General features: G+C 33.3%; 16 protein-coding genes. 12 read left to right on the forward strand and 4 right to left on the reverse strand.

Going from position 1 to position 20578, the window contains the following annotated elements; translation table 11 throughout:
* Window positions 1-66: 66 nt before the first annotated feature.
* The 3 genes from AAEO57_RS14130 to AAEO57_RS14140 form a co-directional block, all read right to left on the reverse strand.
* Window positions 67-1848, reverse strand: a complete 1782-nt coding sequence (locus AAEO57_RS14130; RefSeq protein WP_341693675.1) for a RagB/SusD family nutrient uptake outer membrane protein — start codon at window positions 1846-1848, stop codon at window positions 67-69.
* Window positions 1849-1866: 18 nt separating this feature from the next.
* Window positions 1867-5112, reverse strand: a complete 3246-nt coding sequence (locus AAEO57_RS14135) for a SusC/RagA family TonB-linked outer membrane protein (protein WP_341693676.1) — start codon at window positions 5110-5112, stop codon at window positions 1867-1869.
* A gap of 703 nt (window positions 5113-5815) precedes the next feature.
* On the reverse strand, window positions 5816-6982 hold the full coding sequence (locus tag AAEO57_RS14140; protein WP_341693677.1) for an MFS transporter: 1167 nt from the start codon (window positions 6980-6982) through the stop codon (window positions 5816-5818).
* A 102-nt stretch (window positions 6983-7084) separates the two neighbouring features.
* Between AAEO57_RS14140 and AAEO57_RS14145 the strand changes: the two genes are divergently transcribed.
* The 7 genes from AAEO57_RS14145 (at window position 7085) to AAEO57_RS14175 (ending at window position 15276) form a co-directional block, all read left to right on the forward strand.
* Window positions 7085-7918, forward strand: coding sequence for an AraC family transcriptional regulator (locus AAEO57_RS14145; protein WP_341693678.1), 834 nt, complete (start codon window positions 7085-7087; stop codon window positions 7916-7918).
* 70 nt (window positions 7919-7988) lie between these two features.
* Window positions 7989-8348: a hypothetical protein gene (locus AAEO57_RS14150; protein ID WP_341693679.1), complete on the forward strand. Its 360-nt coding sequence runs from the start codon at window positions 7989-7991 to the stop codon at window positions 8346-8348.
* 98 nt (window positions 8349-8446) lie between these two features.
* Window positions 8447-8977, forward strand: coding sequence for a DUF3347 domain-containing protein (locus tag AAEO57_RS14155; protein WP_341693680.1), 531 nt, complete (start codon window positions 8447-8449; stop codon window positions 8975-8977).
* A gap of 2 nt (window positions 8978-8979) precedes the next feature.
* On the forward strand, window positions 8980-9540 hold the full coding sequence (locus tag AAEO57_RS14160) for a helix-turn-helix domain-containing protein (protein WP_341693681.1): 561 nt from the start codon (window positions 8980-8982) through the stop codon (window positions 9538-9540).
* Window positions 9541-9862: 322 nt separating this feature from the next.
* Complete coding sequence (locus AAEO57_RS14165) at window positions 9863-12283, forward strand: heavy metal translocating P-type ATPase (RefSeq protein ID WP_341693682.1); 2421 nt, start codon at window positions 9863-9865, stop codon at window positions 12281-12283.
* Between the two features lie 6 nt (window positions 12284-12289).
* Window positions 12290-14530 (forward strand): multicopper oxidase family protein, encoded by a 2241-nt coding sequence (locus AAEO57_RS14170; protein WP_341693683.1) that lies wholly within the window; start codon window positions 12290-12292, stop codon window positions 14528-14530.
* A 593-nt stretch (window positions 14531-15123) separates the two neighbouring features.
* Window positions 15124-15276 (forward strand): hypothetical protein, encoded by a 153-nt coding sequence (locus AAEO57_RS14175; protein ID WP_341693684.1) that lies wholly within the window; start codon window positions 15124-15126, stop codon window positions 15274-15276.
* A gap of 73 nt (window positions 15277-15349) precedes the next feature.
* Here AAEO57_RS14175 and AAEO57_RS14180 read toward each other — a convergent pair whose 3' ends face one another.
* Window positions 15350-15802 (reverse strand): DUF4442 domain-containing protein, encoded by a 453-nt coding sequence (locus AAEO57_RS14180; protein WP_341693685.1) that lies wholly within the window; start codon window positions 15800-15802, stop codon window positions 15350-15352.
* A gap of 230 nt (window positions 15803-16032) precedes the next feature.
* On the opposite strand from AAEO57_RS14180, the gene AAEO57_RS14185 reads away from it, so the two are divergent.
* From AAEO57_RS14185 to AAEO57_RS14205, 5 genes are all read left to right on the forward strand, one after another.
* The gene (locus tag AAEO57_RS14185; RefSeq protein WP_341693686.1) at window positions 16033-16512 is read left to right on the forward strand and encodes a DUF4870 domain-containing protein; all 480 of its coding nucleotides are present in this window, start codon (window positions 16033-16035) and stop codon (window positions 16510-16512) included.
* 224 nt (window positions 16513-16736) lie between these two features.
* The gene (locus AAEO57_RS14190) at window positions 16737-17069 is read left to right on the forward strand and encodes a PadR family transcriptional regulator (protein WP_017498072.1); all 333 of its coding nucleotides are present in this window, start codon (window positions 16737-16739) and stop codon (window positions 17067-17069) included.
* 3 nt (window positions 17070-17072) lie between these two features.
* A complete protein-coding gene (locus AAEO57_RS14195; protein WP_341693687.1) occupies window positions 17073-18794 on the forward strand; it encodes a PspC domain-containing protein in 1722 nt (573 codons plus the stop codon).
* 3 nt (window positions 18795-18797) lie between these two features.
* On the forward strand, window positions 18798-19529 hold the full coding sequence (locus AAEO57_RS14200; protein WP_341693688.1) for a head GIN domain-containing protein: 732 nt from the start codon (window positions 18798-18800) through the stop codon (window positions 19527-19529).
* Between the two features lie 85 nt (window positions 19530-19614).
* On the forward strand, window positions 19615-20448 hold the full coding sequence (locus AAEO57_RS14205; RefSeq protein WP_341693689.1) for a GIN domain-containing protein: 834 nt from the start codon (window positions 19615-19617) through the stop codon (window positions 20446-20448).
* The last annotated feature ends 130 nt before the right edge of the window (window positions 20449-20578 follow it).

Consider the following 20578-nt stretch of genomic DNA (forward strand, 5'->3'; position numbering starts at 1 on the left):
AATATTTGACTAAACAACGATTCCATTAATAAAACAATCTAATAATTTATATTGTTCTGAAGATTATTAATAATTATAATCATTTATCAATTTTCCGTTACTTCCATCAATAAATACCTGCCATATTGGCCAAAATTGTCTTGCATCTGGATTTACACCTGTTTTATAAAGAGAGTTAATCTTAACATCATCTAATGCTACCCAAGTCATAGAAGAGTAAGTAGCTCCAGGGTTTGTAGTTTCTCCACGATTTAAACCATAAACTTCAAGTGTAACTTTGTCTGCTTTATATCTGTAATATAAAGTTGTCGGTACATCTGAATAATTTCCGGTACGGTTTTTTAAATCTGTCATTTTAGCTTTAGCAAGATCCAGATTTGTTTTAAGCAAATTCCAACGAATAAGAGCTTGTTTACGCTCCATTTCTCCAGTAAATTCAAATTTATTCTCTTCAACAATCGCCTTAAACATATCCTCTTTAGTATTAATAGCACTTAGATAAGCATCAACATTCTGAGCTCTATCCCCTTCAGCAAATGCTCTGGTACGAATATCTTTTAAATAAGGTTTAGCAGCCGCAAATCCCTCGATTTCATTAGCTGCTTCAGCAGCAATCAAAAGAACTTCAGCATAACGCATATACATTTTGTTAACACCATCATCGTTTACAGTTTTCACTATTCTATTCATCCATTCATAACGATACTTGCCAAAATACCAAGTATTTAATGAAACCAATTCTTGTTTAGCAATACCATTTGTAGCATTACCATATCTGTAAGGCACACAAGTTACATCTCTTCTTGTATCAGCCTTGTTGTAATCATAAAATACATATGGAAGGGGACCAGAGTTTCCTCCACGTCCAGCACCACTTTCCTGAAATTGGTCTATACTGTTATGACGAACTGCAAAAGTATACAACACCCTTCCTCTTCCACTTGCAAAAGGAATTTCCCAAAGGGACTCACCTCCTGCAGTAATGTTTTCCTGATTGTATTTTCTCCACAATGTTTCAAATGATGACTCCAAATGAGCTTTACCACTACCTATAACAGAACGGGCTTCATCTAATGCTAACTTATACATATTAGCAACCGAAAGTTCGGGATCATTACTTCTACGAATTCCGTCAGGATATTGCTGAAAACCACTTGCCGCCATCGCAAGTCTTGCGCGAAATGCTTTAACAAATGCCTTATTGATTCTTTCCACACTACTTGTTGCAATTGTTTCGTTAGGCCATGGAACCAATGTAGCAGCTTCCTCTAAATCCTTAAGAAGTTGTTTATAAATTACATCACGACTAGATTTTGCTATATACAATGTTTCAGTTGTAACAGGCTCAAAACGCGCAGGCACATCTCCCCAGGCTTTCAAAAGATCTGCATAATAAATCGCACGTAATGTAAGTGCTTCACCTAACAAATATCCGAATTCATTACCCGGTGCAGGATTTCCATAAGCACGCAATCCTTTTATACAAAGATTAGCACGTTCAATTCCGGCAAACATCATTGCCCATGCATTATCTGTTGAGTTCATTTGAGTATTAGTGGCATTAAAATCATAAGTCACCAATTCTGAAGTAGCATTCGCTGATTGTGAACTATTATTCCACTCAACATCTGTATTTAAACCATACAAAGGTGTGAATCGACCTCTGTATGAATTGGTTTCTGCAAATGGAACTTTAATCCCATCTACAGCACCAGCTGCTAGTTCTTCGTTTGAAAATATATCAGAATCAACTAAAGTTGATTTTGGTGGAGCATCTAAAAAATCCTCTTGACATGATGTAAAAAGGCCGGCTAAAATTATTCCTGCTATTAATATAGTATGTTTCATTTTTTGATAATTGAGTAATTAAAAATTAAGGTTTAAACCAAAAACAAATTGTCTGCTACGCGGATATGCTGAGTAATCAACACCAGGCGTTAGAGGTGTGGCTCTTCTTGTAGAAACCTCTGGATCAGGACCTGAATAATTTGTCCAAACAAAAACATTGGATGCAGTACCATAAAATCTCAACTTACTAATTCCTAATTTAGAAGTAACGAATTCTGGAGCCGTATAACCTAAAGTAAGTGTATTAAGTCTTAGGAAAGAACCATCTTCAACAGCCCAGTCACTAAAAACAAATTTACTCATGTACGGAGACCACATTGTCGTGTTAGCATTTAGTTCAGTCAAAGCAGTAGGATCTGTTACTAACTGACCTGTAGAAGGATCAACATTTGTCCATCTGTTCCCTTCCCCCATTTGAGCACTTAGATTTCTATATTGCCCATTTTGATTTGAAGTAGTAAACTCAACCTTATTTGCATTATAAATATCATTACCATAACTCCAGTTAAATGCAGCTGAAAGATCAAATCCATAAGCATTAGCATTAATCACCATACCTCCAGTGTTTTTTGGATTTGCATTTCCTATAACTTTTTGGTCTTTAGTTGTAATAACACCATCTCCATCAAGATCTTTTAATTTCATATAACCAGGCTGTACAGTCCCTACCTGATTTGTACTATTAACTACCCCATCAGGATTTCTTGTAACACCATCTGCCAGGAAATAAGGTTTTAATGTATATTTTCCACCACTATAATCAAAGTCAGAAACTTCATAACGACCATCATTTACATATCCATACATTAAACCGATTGGAGAACCAACGTTTACAACATAATCATTACCAATTTGAGTAGATGCCCAGTTAGTCGCCACCCCAAAATCACTCATAACTCCAAGAGAGTTAATACGATTTTTGTTTATACCAATATTAAACGCAAAACTTAATCCATACTTTTCAGCTTGTAAAGCAGCTATATTCAAAGTTGCCTCCACCCCTGTATTTTGAGTTTCACCCATGTTTCGGTATTGATTATCATATCCAATTCCTGGAATTGGAAACAATATTAAAAGATCACTTGTTTTGTTTTTATATAACTCTACAGAACCATTAATTCTACCTTTGAACAAATCAAAATCTAAACCTATATTTTTCGTTATTGTTGTTTCCCATTTTAAATCCGGGTTATAGAATGTCTTTGGTGCAGCCCAAATATTATCAACCCCATTTATCCATGTACTAACAGTAGACTGATAATATTGAACGATTTGCCCAGTTGGAATATTATTATTTCCAGCTTCACCATAACTTGCTCTAACTTTAAGAGAGCTCAACCAATCAACATCTTTTAAGAAACTTTCTTCAGAAATTTTCCATGCAGCTGCAAAAGCTGGAAAATACCCCCAACGGTTACTTCCTAAAAACTTACTTGATCCATCAGCACGATATGTAGCCGTAAATAAGTATTTGTTTTTATAATCATAGTTTAAACGCCCAAAAAATGAAAGTAACTTATCATCCGGACTATAATTATTATCTACAATTAATGGTACGCCCTGAGTTGTTACCCTTTTTGCTTCATCAAAAGTAAAATCAGTTGGAAAACCCTGAATTGTAGAACTCACAGTATTTGAAGTAGTTTTAATAGTCTCTTGTCCAAGTAATACTGTCAAATTATGGTTGTCTCCAACGAATTTCTTAAAGTCATAATTAAGAGTATTTGCATTTCTAAAAGTAACCGTTTTTTGATCCGACATCATAATAGATGGTTTCCCTTGATTTTCAGCAAGCGGAACATTTGTAGCGTAATATGTTGAACGTCCGTAAAAACGATAATTTTGATAATTGAAATTATTTAAACCAAATTCTGTTTTAAACACTAATTTATCAATTATTTTCCATGAAAAACTCCCTAACATATTGAAGTTTTTTCTGAATTGTTGCTGATTATTGTCAGCAACTGCTACAAAAGGATTTACAAGATAACTAGAAAGTGCCTCATCTGTATTGTCTGTTGTTAATCCCGGTAATGGAATTGGAGAATATCCAACACTATGTCGTAAACGAGCATCTGCAGAAGAAACCTCTTTTTGTTCATTAAGTCCACCACCATTGATTTCTGTATCAGAATAACGTGTAGTAAAACTAAGATCTATTTTATCATTTACTTTACTATTTAATGATAATGAAAGGTTATTTCTTTTAAAATCTGAGCCAAGCATGATTGCTTTCTCATCATAATGAGCATAGTTAAAATTATAATTAATTTTATCTGTTCCGCCACGAATTCCTAAATCACGGCTCTGAACTTCTCCTGTACGTCCATAAATTTGTTTTTGCCAATTATTTCCTTTTACCCCTTGGTATAAATCATGATCTTGCCATGCACCAAAATATTGCTCATAAGATGGTAAATCTTTTTCAAGCAAAGCATATTCATACTGCCAGTTTACATAATCGCCTGGCTCAAGAACATCAATAGTATTAGCAATGTTTTTCATTCCGTAAAACATATTAAAATTCACAGCCATCTTTCCATCTTTCCCTCTTTTGGTAGTTACAATAATAACTCCATTTGCACCTCTTGAACCATAAATTGCTGTAGAAGAAGCATCTTTCAAAACAGTAAGTGATTCTATATCTGAAGACGAAATATCATTCAAACTATTAACTGGAAATCCATCAACAATAACTAATGGTGAGGCATCCTGAGTCAAAGAACCTCCTCCACGAATTCTAATTTTTATCTCTGAATCCGGAGATCCTTCTGAAGAGGTTACCTGTACACCAGCCAAACGCCCAGTTAAAGCTTCAGCTACATTCGCAATTGGAACTTTTTTAAGATCTGCTCCTGAAATATTTGAAACAGCTCCTGTTAAATCAGACTTCTTAACGGTTCCATATCCAACAACAACAACTTCATTTAAGCTATTAGCTTCTTCAGCCAAAACAATATTAATTGTTTTTTTACCTGATACAGAAACGGCTTGTGTTTTAAAACCTATAAAAGAAAACTCCAAAGTAGCTTTTGAGTTGGTCAGCTTTATTTTGTATTTACCATCAAAATCAGTTGACACTCCATTTTTACCACCCTTTTCCAAAACATTTACACCAGGAAGGGTTAAACCTGATGCGTCTTTCACAACACCTTCAACTGTTAGATCCTGCGCACTTACCTTATTATTGGCAAGCAAACACAAAAGGAAAACAATTACAAACCAACAATTTGTTCGTTGATCAAATAACTTTTTAAAATTCATAGTTTACTGTTTAGTTTATTTATATAGTTTATTTAAAAGTTCAGATTTAGTAAGTTTAATTTATTTGGAATAAAAATCTTGCAAAAACATCAAAAAATGTTAAAAACCAACTATTTTCTTTCACAAAAAAACAACATGTAATCGATTACACAAACTTAGAAAAAAAAACTATATAAAAAATTTAATTTCATAAAAAAATCATAAAAAAAATTACGAATAAAAAATTATTCTCCTTTTTAATATCATATATTCAATTTAATCTATTAAAAAATAACAAATACACTTTTATTGTTTTTAAGCACATTGAATTATTGAATTAAATTCAATCGATTGCACAATGTTAAATCATTTTAACAATTCTTAGTAAATACGTGTATAAAAGCAATTTCTTACGATTTTAAGAGGATTGTAAATTTTTGAAGTAAATACTTATTATTATTTCAGACGAAATGAACCGGATTTCGAAAAAAAGAAATTTTTAAAGAGAATTTTTAATGTAATTTTACTCAATACGCTTCTGGAAAATTATTTTTTGGTTACCTGAGTGTTACGCTTAAATTAAATCCATACAAAAAGACACTAAAAAGAAAAAGCAACAATAATTTTAATTACGTCGTAATTCTTATGTTAAGAAAAAACTACTGTATAAAAAAACCTTTAAACAAATCTGCTTAAAGGTTCTTAGTGAAAAAATTATTGTTTTTTAAATATTTTGCAATTGTAAATTTACTTTATGTTTTTGTATTAAAATAACAGTAATGAGTATTCCTGTTATTGCCATTCCGACCCCTACAAGATTCGGCGAAGCAAAGTCGTACCCCGCAGCCAAAGGCAGTCCTCCTAAAAAAGCGCCCATGGCATTTCCAACATTAAAACTTCCCTGAAGTGCCGCAGAAGCAATCATTTCAGCATCTTTAGCAGTACGAATCATCAACATTTGAATTGGCGCAATAACCGAAAAAGAAATAGCTCCGGTTAAAAAGGTCAAAAACAATGAAATATATTGATTGAAAGAGAAAAAATAAACCATCAATAAATCAACTACCATTATAAACAGTAAAACTAATACTGTTGGCGCCGGAGAAAATTTATCTGCCAATTTACCTCCTGCAAAATTTCCAACAACCATTCCAAGACCCGCAAGAATAAGAATGTACGAAACATCTTCTGGAGAAAATTTAGATACATTAATTAATAGAGGAGCAATATAACTTATCCATGCGAACAAACCTCCAAAGCCAATTGCTGTAATTCCGATAATTAACCATGCTTCTGTTTTTTTAAAGAATTGAAGTTGTGTTTTCATATTCACCGCTCCGGTTTTCTCTAAATTTGGCATCCATAAAGAAATAAACAAAAAAGTAAGTAATCCTACAAAACCAATTAATATAAAGGTGTAACGCCAAATAAAATGATGTCCTATATATGTACCAATAGGCACACCTATTAAATTGGCAATTGTCAAACCAGCAAACATAATAGAAATGGCTTGCGCTTCTTTTCCTTTGTCAGCCAAACGACTTGCCACTACCGCACCAACGCCAAAAAAGGCTCCGTGTGGCAATCCTGAAAGTAATCTGGAAGCGAAAAGAAAATTATAGTTCGGCGCAATAATTGAAAGTGCGTTAAAAACGGTTAGCATCAAGGCTAATATTAAAAGCATTTTTTTAGGCGGATAGTTTCTTCCCGCGATTACTAATAAAGGAGCGCCAATCACTACACCTAGCGCATAAGCCGAGATTAAATATCCGGCAACCGGAATTGAAACTTTCATATCTGAAGCAATATCCGGGAGCAATCCCATCATTACAAATTCTGTAATTCCAATAGTTAGCCCTCCTAAAGAGAGCGCAATAAGACTTTTTTTCATTTTGATTTATGCAGAAAGAAATAAATTTCTACGTTGCAAAGTTAACACGGTCAGCCTTGAAAAAAATTGTAAATTTGCGATATAAAATTGTATATTTAAGTTATGCCGAAATTAAATCAATTTAAAACGCTTGTTCTTGATGAATTTGAAGAGGAAAAGTTTCATCTTCCTCCACATACGCATACGTATTATGAAATTATCTATATAAAGAAAGGAAGTGGTATTCATCACTTGAATAATAATCTCCTTTCGTATAAAGCAGGAGACTTATTTGTTATTTCGCCAGACGACAAGCATTATTTTGATATAAAGAAAAGTACACGATTCATTTTTATCAAATTCACAGATAATTATTTCAACTCCAAACAGAATTTAACTTGCGATGACTTCCTTGTAAATACTCCTGAAAGTTTCATGCGAGACAAAATCTTAAAAGAAACTGTTCTTAAGTTTGACGAACCTTGCAAAACGATTTTAAAAAACACAGTCGAAAACATTGTAACCTACAATCAATATATTGATGTGACTTCTTCTCCAATTGTTTTCTATCAGATTCTGTCGATTTTCGGCTTGATTAAAGAGACAATCCGTTGCATGAATCTGCACATGCAATCGACGCATTTGGATAACGAACAAATTGCCAATTATATTCATCAAAATATTTATCAGCCCAAGTTAGTTCAGGTAAAAGTTATTGCAGAACATTTTAATATTGCTCAAACGTATTTTAGTGCTTATTTCAAAAGAACTTTCAGTATTAGTTACCGCGAATACATTCATAATTTAAGAACGACTTTAATCGAAAAAAGATTTCACAACAATCAATTACCAATTAAGCAGATTGCCTACGAATTTGGTTTTACTGATGAAAGTCATTTGACGAATTATTTCAAAAAACGTAAAAACATGAAACCAACCGATTTTAAGAAGCTGTAGTTATCGAAATCTTAAAAAATAATTTCCTCAAACATTTTTAACTAAATTTGTACTCATAAAAACAATTTCTTTGAAAAAGAAAATCCATATAATGCTGCTTTTTATAACACTCAGTTTCTTTTTGAATCCGGGTTATACTTATGCATGCAATATGGAGCATCACAAAGAAATTGCTGCTAAAGAAGAAAACAGCTGTTCTAAAAAATGCTGCGAGAAGAAAAACACAAAAGAAGAAAAACACAATTGTGATGGAAAATGCCGTCATTCGGGATGTACAACCTCAGCATTGCAATTTGTTATTTTAACTTCAAACGATTTTGATTTACAAAATGATGTTTTCAATTTTTCTTTAAAAAATGCTATTTCTTCTTATAGTCAATTCAGTATTTCTTCTGGATTTACTTCCATTTGGCTCAAGCCGAAAATATAATTATCGTATTTATGACAGCCCATATTGGGTCTTTTTTAAAACGAAATTTTTAATTAATTTTAAAGGAAATAAAAACCTTTATACAAATATTACATACAATGAAAAAATCAATTATAGCTTTAGCAATAGTATTTACAGTATTATTTAGTACAAGTAACATTCAGGCAAATACAGCAAAATTAGAATCAGGAACAACAGAAATCGTTGATGCGAGTCAGCTTCAATCTGTTTACGATGCATATTTTAATGTAAAAGATGCGCTTATTAAAAGCGACAGCAAATTGACTTCGGCGAAAGCCACAGCTTTACTGACAGCAATTAGTGCAGTAAAAATGGATAAACTGAAAAACAACGAACATACCGTTTGGATGAAAGTAGTCAAAAAATTAACTGCTGATGCTAAAAGTATTTCAGGTACAACCGATCTTAAAAAACAACGCGAGACTTTTAAATCTTTATCTAAAAGCACTTACGATCTTATAAAAGTTTCAAATCCAGAACAGCCCGTTTACAAACAATATTGCCCAATGGCAGATGCTGATTGGTTAAGCAAAGAAAAAGCTGTTAAGAATCCATACTACGGTTCTTCGATGCTGACTTGCGGAAATGTGGTAGAAACGATCAAATAAATATGAAGCTCTACATCAAAAACATGGTGTGCAGCCGATGCAAAATGGTAGTGAAGTCTGAGTTTGAAAAACTCGGACTTCAAACTATTGCTGTTGAATTGGGCGAAGTTGAACTTGAGAAAGAAATCAATGACAATCAAAAAGAAGTTTTATTAGTAAATCTTCAATCTTTGGGTTTTGATTTAATTGATGATAAAAAAACAAAAACCGTAGAGAGAATAAAAAACCTGATTGTCGATTTGGTTCATCATAAAAACAATGATCTCAAAATCAATTTATCCGAGTATCTGACAGAAAACTTAAATCAGGATTATAATTCGTTAAGCAACTTATTTTCCGAAATTGAAAACACCACGATTGAAAAGTATTTCATCAGTCAGAAAATTGAAAAAGTAAAAGAATTACTGATTTATAATGAGCTTTCGTTAAGCGAAATTGCAGATATTCTTAACTACAGCAATGTGGCGCATTTGAGCAATCAATTCAAGAAAATTACTGGCTACACTCCTACTTCGTTCAAACAATTGAAAGATAATAAACGTATTCAGATCGAGAATATATAATCTCTCGCAAAGTCGCAGAGTCGCAAAGTTTTTTTATTCTCCCACAGATTTGGCAGATAAATTAATTGTAAATATTAAAATTTAAATCAGCTAAATCTGCCAAATCTGCGGGAGACATTTTTTAATTATCTTAACAAATATAAACTTTGCGTCTCTGCGACTTTGCGAGATTAATAAAATCCTTTCAATAAATCTGTAAAATCTGCGTGAAACAAAAATCTTCGTAAATCTTCGTAAATCTTACAAATCATTCCCAAAATTCTACAAACCGAACTCAGACTTACTTCGGAAATTTGCATTGTAATACTTAAAAACCAATACAATGACTCATCAATATATAATTTCAGGAATGTCGTGCAACGGTTGCCGAACCAAAGTTGAAAAAACTTTGAATGAAATTGAAGGCGTTCTGGCAGAAGTAACCTTGAATCCGCCAACGGCCACTATAAAAATGGACAAACATGTGCCTACAGAAAAATTTCAAGAAGTTTTATCAGCTGCAGGAAATTATACTATTGAAATCGATTCTCCTAAAAAACATTCTGAAACGGCAGTTAAATCGTGCTGTTCTGTCCATAAAAAAGAAAATCATGAGCATACTAAAAAAGTACATCAACACAGTGCAAATAGCATTTATTATTGTCCAATGCATTGCGAAGGTGACAAAACCTATAATAACCCCGGAGATTGCCCAGTCTGCGGAATGGATTTAGTTCCGATGCAAGCTTCGGAAACTGAAGAAAACAAAACTTACATTGATTTATTGAAGAAAATGAAAATTGCGATTTTGTTTACGCTTCCAATTTTCATTATTTCAATGTCAGAAATGGTTCCGAATAATCCACTCTATAATATAATGTCTATCGAAAAGTGGAATTGGGTTCAACTTTTATTTTCAATTCCCGTTTTATTTTACGCAGGATGGATGTTTTTCGTTCGCGCTTACAAATCAATTGTAACTTGGAATTTAAACATGTTTACTTTAATAGGAATCGGGACAAGTGTTGCGTTTCTTTTTAGTATTGTTGGAATGTTTTTTCCTGATATTTTTCCAGCTGAATTCAAATCTCATCACGGAACTATTCATTTGTATTTTGAAGCTGCGACCGTAATTATCACTTTAGTTTTATTAGGACAATTATTGGAAGCCAAAGCACACGGACAAACTAATGGCGCAATCAAAGAATTATTAAAATTAGCACCAACAGAAGCTACTTTGGTAGAAAATGGAATAGACAAAATAATCTCCATTCACAATATTAAAAAAGGTGATTTACTTCGCGTAAAGCCCGGAGAAAAAATTCCCGTTGACGGAAAAATAATTTCTGGTGAAAGTAACATTGATGAATCGATGATTACCGGAGAACCAATTCCGGTTGATAAAAAAGTGGACGATGTCGTGATTTCCGGAACCATAAATGGTACAAAATCGTTTGTTATGATTGCCGAAAAAGTAGGCTCAGAAACGATGCTTTCGCAGATTATTCAAATGGTAAACGATGCCAGCAGATCTCGCGCTCCAATTCAGAAATTAGCCGATCGCGTTTCTAAATATTTTGTGCCGACTGTTGTAATTATTTCGATTTTAACATTCTTTCTTTGGGCAAAATTTGGTCCGGAACCCGCTTACGTTTACGGATTGATCAATGCAATCGCAGTTTTAATTATCGCTTGTCCTTGTGCGCTTGGGTTAGCAACTCCAATGTCGGTAATGGTTGGTGTTGGAAAAGGAGCTCAAAACGGAATTTTAATTAAAAATGCCGAAGCCTTAGAAAACATGAATAAAATTGATATTTTAATCACGGATAAAACCGGAACAATTACCGAAGGAAAACCATCTTTAGAAAAAATCTATGCCATAAATAATGATGAAGATTTTCTGCTTCAAAATATCGCATCTTTGAATCAGCATAGCGAACATCCTTTGGCGCAGGCCATAGTCAATTTTGCGAAAGCTAAAAATACTACATTAAAAGAAGTTCAGGGTTTTGAAACTATTGCAGGAAAAGGAGTTTTTGGAATTATAGAAGGTAAAAAAGTCTCTTTAGGGAATAAAAAATTGATGAATGAAATCGGCGCTTCTATTTTTGATGATTTAGAACAAAAAGTAATTTATGAACAGAATTTAGGAAAAACTATTTCGTATATTTCTATCGAAAAAGAAGTTTTAGGTTTTGTAGCGATTACTGATGCCATCAAAGAAAACAGCGCAAAAGCCATTAAAGAATTAATCGCTCAGGGCGTTGAAGTGATTATGATGACGGGAGATAATCACAATACCGCAAAAGCAGTTGCAGAACATTTGCATTTAAGTTCGTTTAAAGCAGATTGTCTTCCACACGATAAATTAAAAGAAATTGAACGTTTACAAGCACAAGGAAAAATTGTAGCCATGGCGGGCGACGGAATTAACGATGCTCCTGCTTTGGCGCAATCCAATATCGGAATAGCAATGGGAACTGGAACTGATGTCGCTATTGAAAGTGCAAAAATTACTTTGGTAAAAGGAGATCTAAACGGAATTGTAAAAGCTAAAAACCTCAGTCATGCTGTAATGTCAAATATCAAACAAAATTTATTTTTTGCCTTTATTTATAATACTTTAGGCGTGCCAATTGCAGCGGGAATTTTATATCCAATTTTTGGGATTTTGCTTTCGCCGATGTTGGCAGCGGTTGCTATGAGTTTAAGTTCTGTTTCGGTAATCGTAAATGCTTTACGATTGAGAAATTTAAAATTATGATCTAATATGAAAATCAAATACCTCTTTATAATTTTCCTAATTGCTTTTCAGCTAAAAGCGCAGAAAGTCGTACGTTACCATTTGCACGTTCGTGATACGATTGTCAATTTTTCGGGGAAAGAAAAACGTGCGATTTCGGTTAACGGACAAATTCCGATGCCGACTCTGACTTTTACGGAAGGCGATATTGCAGAAATTTACGTGCATAACGATCTCGAAAACGAGGACACCGCAATGCATTGGCACGGATTATTTCTACCTAATAAAGAAGACGGAGTTCCGTATTTGACGCAAATGCCGATTAAACCAGGAACAACTCATAAATATACTTTTCCGATTATTCAAAACGGAACATATTGGTATCACAGTCATTCCGGACTTCAGGAACAAATTGGTTTATATGGACTTTTTATCATCAATAAGAAAAAAGACGATTCTAGTATTAGAAAAGGAATTGACGATTTGCCAACGATTCCCGTTATTTTAAGCGAATGGTCGGATTTGAAACCAGAGAATATTCAACGTATGCTACACAATGCCAACGACTGGTTTGCTATCAAAAAAGGAACAACACAGAGTTATTCCGAAGCCATCAAACAAGGACATTTTTCGACCAAAATTACTAATGAATGGAAACGAATGAATGCCATGGATGTCAGCGATGTGTATTATGAAAAGTTTCTTATTAACGGAAAAAATGAACAACAGTTTTCAGACCTTAAACCAGGTTCAAAAGTCCGTTTGAGAATTGCCAACGGAGGCGCTTCAAGTTATTTCTGGCTGACTTACGGCGGAGGAAAAATTACCGTTGTGGCCAGCGATGGTAATGATGTCGAGCCCGTAGAAGTTGATCGTTTGATTATTGCCGTTTCCGAAACTTACGATGTTGTCGTTACGATTCCAGAAAACCATAAATCTTTTGCTTTTTTGGCTACAGCCGAAGATAGAACGGGATCTGCCTCTTTGTTTTTAGGAAATGGAGAAAAACAGCCTGTTCGTCATCTTTCAAAACTAAAATATTTTGAAGGCATGAAAATGATGAACGATATGATGAAAATGAACGGCGACATGAACGACATGGGCATGAATATGTCTTTGAATAAAATGGACATGAATGCCGTAATGTATCCTGAAATTTCGGGGGAAGATGAAAATGCAAAACCTGCAATGGATCATTCGAACCATAATATGGAAGACATGAAAATGGAAAGTGACAGCACTGAAACTTCCGAAATTGTGACTTTGAATTATGGAATGCTTAAATCTCCGTTTAAAACCAATCTTCCAAAAGATACGCCAGTAAAAGAATTACGTTTCGAATTATCAGGAAATATGAATCGTTATGTTTGGAGTTTAGATAATAAAGTAGTTTCTGAAACAGATAAAATTTTAATTAAAAAAGGAGAAATTGTTCGTATTACACTATACAATGGTTCAATGATGCGCCATCCAATGCATTTGCACGGACATGATTTCAGGGTTTTAAACGAACATGGCGATTATTCTCCTTTAAAAAATGTTTTGGATATTATGCCAATGGAAACTGATACGATTGAATTTGAAGCCAATGCAGATGGCGACTGGTTTTTTCATTGTCATATTTTATATCATATGATGGCGGGAATGGGAAGAATTTTTAGTTATGAAAATTCGGCTCCAAATCCGTTGATTCATCATCCTGAAATGGCTTATAAAATGCTTAAAATGGATGATCGTATGTTTCATTTTATGGCAGAAAATGATTTTGCTTCAAACGGAAATGATGGAGAAGCGATGTTTAGCAATACACGCTGGAGTATCGGCACCGAATGGAGACTGGGTTATAATAACGAACACGGTTATGAAACCGAAACCCATATTGGAAGATATATCGGAAAAAATCAATGGTTAATGCCTTTTATCGGTTTTGACTGGCGTTACCGAAAAATGGGAATGGACGAGCAGGAACAGAATCTTTTTGGACAGAAAAACACCAAAGACAATCGTTCGGTTTTTAGTGCGGGTCTTGAATATACGTTGCCAATGCTGGTAAAAGCACAAGTTGAAGTTTATACGGATGGAAATGTTCGCCTTCAATTTGAGCGAAAAGATATTCCGCTTGCAAAACGCTTGCGAATGAATTTAATGTGGAATACGGATAAAGAATATATGGCGGGATTGAAATATATCGTTGGTCGTAACTTCGGAATCACGACGCATTATGATAGTGATATGGGTATTGGTTTTGGGGTAAATTTGAATTATTAATTGTTTTTTGAAACCATATAAGTGATTTAAGTTCATTTAAAAAAGTTACCCTTATAAATCATACAAAAGGATTACATCTGAACTTTAATGGCATTAATTTTGAAAAGGCAAATAATCAACCAAAATCACTTTAAACTAAATTTATGTACGGAATCACTTCCTTTGTTTTACTTATCATCCCCTTGATTTTTCAACTGTTTTTTGGAAGAAATCACTTTGCGAAACGTATACGCTTAAGTTTTTTCAATCTCAGTTTAATTAGTTTGATTTCACAATTAGCATTTTCGTACCTAGCTCATGAAATACTTGTACATAAGTTAAGAGAAAAATTTAATGGACAAATAAAGTGCGGAATGCCTCTTTTAGCATTTACAATGCTGGAACTTTTTTTGATTGTAATTTTAATTACAGTTATAATGATTCAGTATTTTATAAAAAAACATTTTCAAAAAGAATAAATATAAAATAAGAAATCATTATAACTCACTTACATTTTTACAAAAACATTAACAAACCCTTCGTTTCTACCAATAATAAAAACCTTTTATATTTGATTCACTAATTACACTATTTCTAATAAAAAATTATAACAAATGACAAAAGTAATCACCGTAGTAACAGTTGCTTTGTTTTCAATTGGAGTATCGGCTCAGGAAACGAAACCAACAACAAAAGAAAAAGCAAAAAAAGAATCTTGTTGCAAAAAAACTGCAACAGAAAAAAAATCTTGCTGCACTAAAAAATAAATTGAACTTGATTTCATCTAAAAAGACCTCGCTAAAAACGAGGTCTTTCTAATATATATTTGTGACTAAAAGTCTATTTCAAGCGAACACTCCATTCAAAATCCATTTCAGAAACCTGAATACCTTCTTCGTTTGTCCCGACAGATTTCATCCAGAAAGTCTGCCCTTCTCCGGTTTCTATCGTTTTTTTGATAGCATCAGCAATTAAATGTCCATCGTTGCAGACAAATGTTATTCGGCCAGTGGCTTTTTTGCTGAAGTTTCCTTTGTTGTTGGCAACCAGCATCGAAATTTTCTTTCCGCTTTCCTGAATTTGTGAAATGACCAATGCTCCGGTCGTTAACTCAGCTGCCATTGCCTGAACAGCAAAATACATCGAGTTAAAAGGGTTTTGATTAATCCATCTGTGCTTTACGGTTACTGTACAGCTGTTCTCATTTATATCTTTTACACGTACTCCGCAAAAGTAAGCCGACGGTAATTTGAACAACACAAATTTATTGAGTTTAGAAACTGAAACTGCCATTTGATATTTTTTTTATGTAAAAATACAAAAAAACTATGCGCGCACAATAAATTCATTGATCTTTCATAAGACCACAATAAAACAAGGTATTGCGAATGATTTTCAATTAACTATAAGTCAAATTCAAAATTCAAAATTGTTAAAACTTTGTTAACATTTGGTACTATGTAAAACAAGATACTGTTTTTTAGATATATATTTGCATAAGAAATTACTATATACTTTTAATCATGGAAACAACAACACCACTCATCATGGAAAAAACATCAGAAAAGAATACAGCAGCATTTACTCATTTGAGTACATTAAGTCAGTACATCATTCCGTTTGGGAATTATATTTTTCCACTTATCATTTGGACAAATTACAAAGACAAATCTGAATTTGCGGATCACCACGGAAAACAGGCTTTGAACTTTCAGTTAAGCTTATTGCTTTACACTTTGATTTTAGCACTTATTGCAATTCCGATTTTTATAAGTGTGTTTTTGCAGAATCTTCCAATCGAAGCCATTATTAATGATGAGGATTTTATCATCAGAAATTTTAACCTTGAAGGAAACATTGGTCTTTTAAGCGTTGGGATTACAGCAGTCGTTCTTTTTGGATTATTAAAATTTGTTGAATTCTTTTTAGTGATTTATGCTACGATAAAAGCTTCAAACGGAGAATTATACAAATATCCGCTAACGATTCCTTTTATAAAGTAACACTTCGACTCCGCTCAGTGTGACATAAAAAATTAAAAGTTATAGATTCCCGAGAGCCTTAGCCCTGATAGAAGCGGCATCCTTTTGTGGCGGGGTTCGCCACAAAAGATAAAGCGGATAGCAGGAAACAGCTCCTAAAAAACAATCAATCATCAATCAATCATCAATCAATCATCATCAATCAAAAAACGAATTGTTCAATCTAAAAAAAATGAAATGAAATTATGAACATTGAAAACACAAAAGCACAGATGCGCAAAGGTGTTCTTGAGTTTTGCATCTTATCGGTACTAAAAGAAAAAGACGCATATACATCTGAAATACTAGACACTTTAAAAAACGCAAAATTATTAGTTGTTGAGGGAACTGTTTACCCTCTTTTAACCAGACTAAAAAACGACGGTTTACTCAATTACAGATGGGAAGAATCGACCTCGGGACCACCAAGAAAATACTATGGATTAACCGAGATAGGACAAACATTTTTAAACGAACTTAGCGGAACCTGGACAGAATTGTCTGACGCCGTAAAACTAATCACCAATCAAAATCAATAAGTCATGAACAAAACAGTAAATATTAACTTAGGCGGTATGTTTTTTCACATCGATGAAGATGCATATTTAAAATTGACACGCTATTTTGACGCTATAAAAAGATCATTAAACAACTCATCTGGTCAGGATGAAATTATTAAAGATATTGAAATGCGTGTTTCTGAACTTTTAACAGAAAAACAAAAAAGCGAAAAACATGTTGTTGGCTTGAAAGATGTTGACGAAGTGATTGCGGTAATGGGTCAGCCGGAAGATTACAGAATTGAAGACGAAGAAAATGCTAATCAGTCTTATAATTATGCGAACACAAAACACAAAAAATTATACCGCGACAAAGAAAAAGGTATGATTGGTGGTGTAGCAACTGGTTTAGGACACTATTTTGGAGTAGACGCGGTGTGGATTAAAATCTTGTTTTTAATATTTGTTTTTGCAGGTTTTGGAACAGGAATCTTAGCTTACTTCGTTCTTTGGATTGTAACTCCAGAGGCCGTTACAACTTCTGAAAAACTGGAAATGACTGGAGAACCAGTAACGATTTCGAACATCGAAAAAAAAGTTCGTGAAGAAATTGACTCATTATCTGATAAATTTAAAAATGCAGATTATGACAAAATGGGAAACCAGGTAAAGTCGGGAGCTGAGAGAATAAGTAGTTCATTTGGAGACTTTGTCATGACGGTTTTTAAAATCTTCGCTAAGTTTTTAGGAGTAATTCTAATTATGTCCGGAGTTACTGTTCTAATATTATTATTAATTGGAATATTTACTTTAGGAACAAATGTTTTTCTTGATTTTCCTTGGGAAAACTTTATTGAAGCCGGAAACTTTACAGAATATCCTATCTGGTCATTTGGTTTATTAATGTTCTTTGCTGTTGGAATTCCGTTTTTCTTTATGACACTTTTGGGTTTCAAATTGTTGTCACCAAATACCAAAACTATCGGGAACATTGCAAAATATACTTTACTGGCAGTTTGGATTATTGCAGTTGCGATTGCTATTAGCATCGGAATCAAACAGGCTACTGAAATTTCATACGATAATAAAGCGGTAGAGAAAAAAGCTATCAGTATTACTCCTAATGACACTCTTTATGTAAAGTTTAGATATAATGACTATTATGCGAAGGATTTAGACCATCATAAAGATTTTGAATTTGTACAGGATTCTGCCAATAATGATTTAATCTATTCAAATGATGTTCGCTTACATGTTATACACACCGATGAAGTGGCTCCTTATATACAAATCGAAAAAAGCGCAAGAGGAAATTCGTTTGCAAGTGCAAAAAAAAGAGCAGAAAAAATTCTTTACAACTTTCAAATCAAAGGAAATTACTTAATTTTGGATAATTATTTTCTTACAGATGTAAAAAATAAATTCAGAGGTCAGGAAGTAGATGTATTTTTATACCTGCCAGAAGGACAACTATTTAAACCAGACGCTTCAATACAGGATTATGATGACTCTGAAAATGATTTTTTTAATTTACACTTTAGCGGAAACTATAGTTATAAAGTACAGGGTTCTAAAATTAAATGTCTGAATTGTCCAGCTGATGAAAATGAAGACGATTACTATGAAGAAGAATCCAAAAATATTGAAAACGATACAGTAAAAGAAGTTTCGATTAAGATTAATGGAGAAGAAGTTTTGAATGCTAAAAAAGAAAAAGGAAGACTAACCACAGATAAAAACGGAGTTATAATTAAAATTAACTAAACCATGATAAAAATAATCATTCATATTACGAAATTCATTATTGCAGCTATTACTGCATTATTGTTTGCCTCTTGTAATTTTAATTTAAATACTATTGAAGGCAGCGGAAATGTAACGACTCAAAAAAGAATCGTTGAGGGTGATTTTAAAAATGTATCTGTAAGCAATGCGATTGATTTGGTAATCATACAGTCTGATTCAACTGAAATTACAGTTGAAGCTGATGATAATCTGCAAAAAGATATAATTACTAAAGTAGAAAACGGAACATTGATTATTAAATGCAAATACAATTCCTTTGGTGATGTTACTAAAAAAGTAACTGTAAAAATGCCTGTTATTAACAAACTGGAAGCTTCGAGTGCATCTACTATACAAACCGAAAAAGTTATCTTGGGAGAAGATATAAATCTGGAAGCATCCAGTGCTGCTTCAATAGATGTTAACATTGAATCTGACAATATCTCCAGTGATTCTGGAAGCGGAAGCACAATAAACATACAAGGCAAGGCATTAAAAATAAAAGCATCAGCATCGAGCGGGTCCAGTATTAATGCTGAAAAACTTCTGGCTAATGAAGTTCATGCAGAAGCCTCAAGCGGAGCCAGTGTAGATGTACATCCAATAGTAAGTTTAAAAGCCGAAGCTTCAAGCGGTGGAAGTATTAACTATGATTCATCTCCTAAAACGATCGAAAAAACTGAAAATTCCGGAGGAAGCATCAGCAAAGGATAACTCTATTATGTGTTAAATATAAAAGAAATCATTCATCAAAAGTGGATGATTTTTTTATATTTGTCAAAATCAAAATACAGAATTAATGAAGAAAAACACAGTCCTAATCTTATTATTACTAGTTACTACATTCACTTTTGCTCAAAAAAGAGAAAAAGTAAAAGGAACTAAAATTGTTACAACATCAATAAAAGAAGTTGGTGATTTTGACGCTATTGAAGTTGACGACAATATTGAAGTTTATTTGGAAAGAGGCGAAAAAAACGAAATAAAAATTGAAGCAGATGATAATCTACATGACATTATCGGAATGGATTTAAGAGAAAAAACGCTTCGTCTGTATACCTCAAAAGAATCTACAATTTTCAAGAAACTATCTGTTCGTGTTACTTATACAAAATCATTAACAAAAGTAATTACTAAAAATGAAGCTATAGTGTATGCCATTCAGGAACTTCAGCTAGATGACATCAATTTCTATAGTTATGATTATTCTAAATTGTTTTTGAATGTAAATGCCAAGAAATTCAGTTTAACTGCTGATGATAAATCCAAAACCGAACTGAATTTAAAATCAGATGAAGGATCTTTACAATTGAGTAAAAATTCGACTATCAAATCTTTGGTTTCCGCTATTAAATTCAAATGCGATTTATATCAAAAAGCAACAGCTGCCATTGAAGGTGCTGCTGAAAAAGGGAGTATTCGTATAGACAATAATTCGGTTTTCACAGGTTCAAAGTTCACTATAAAAGAAGCAAATTTTACTGCTGAAAATAATGCTACCGGAACCGTACTGGCCGAAATCTCTATTTCTCTTGCAATGGGAGACAAAGCTGAAGTTTCACTTCTGGGAAAACCAAAAATAGAGCTTACCCGTTTTAGCGAAGAAGTTAAACTGATTAAGAAGATTAAATAACAGGTTTCAGGTTTCAGGTTTCAGGTTTCAGGTTTCAGGTTTCAGGTTTCAGGTTTCAGGTTTCAGGTTTCAGGTTTCAGGTTTCAGGTTTCAGGTTTCAGGTTTCAGGTTTCAGGTTTCAGGTTTCAGG

The sequence above is a fragment of the Flavobacterium calami genome, assembly GCF_038290035.1.
GTDB lineage: Bacteria > Bacteroidota > Bacteroidia > Flavobacteriales > Flavobacteriaceae > Flavobacterium > Flavobacterium calami.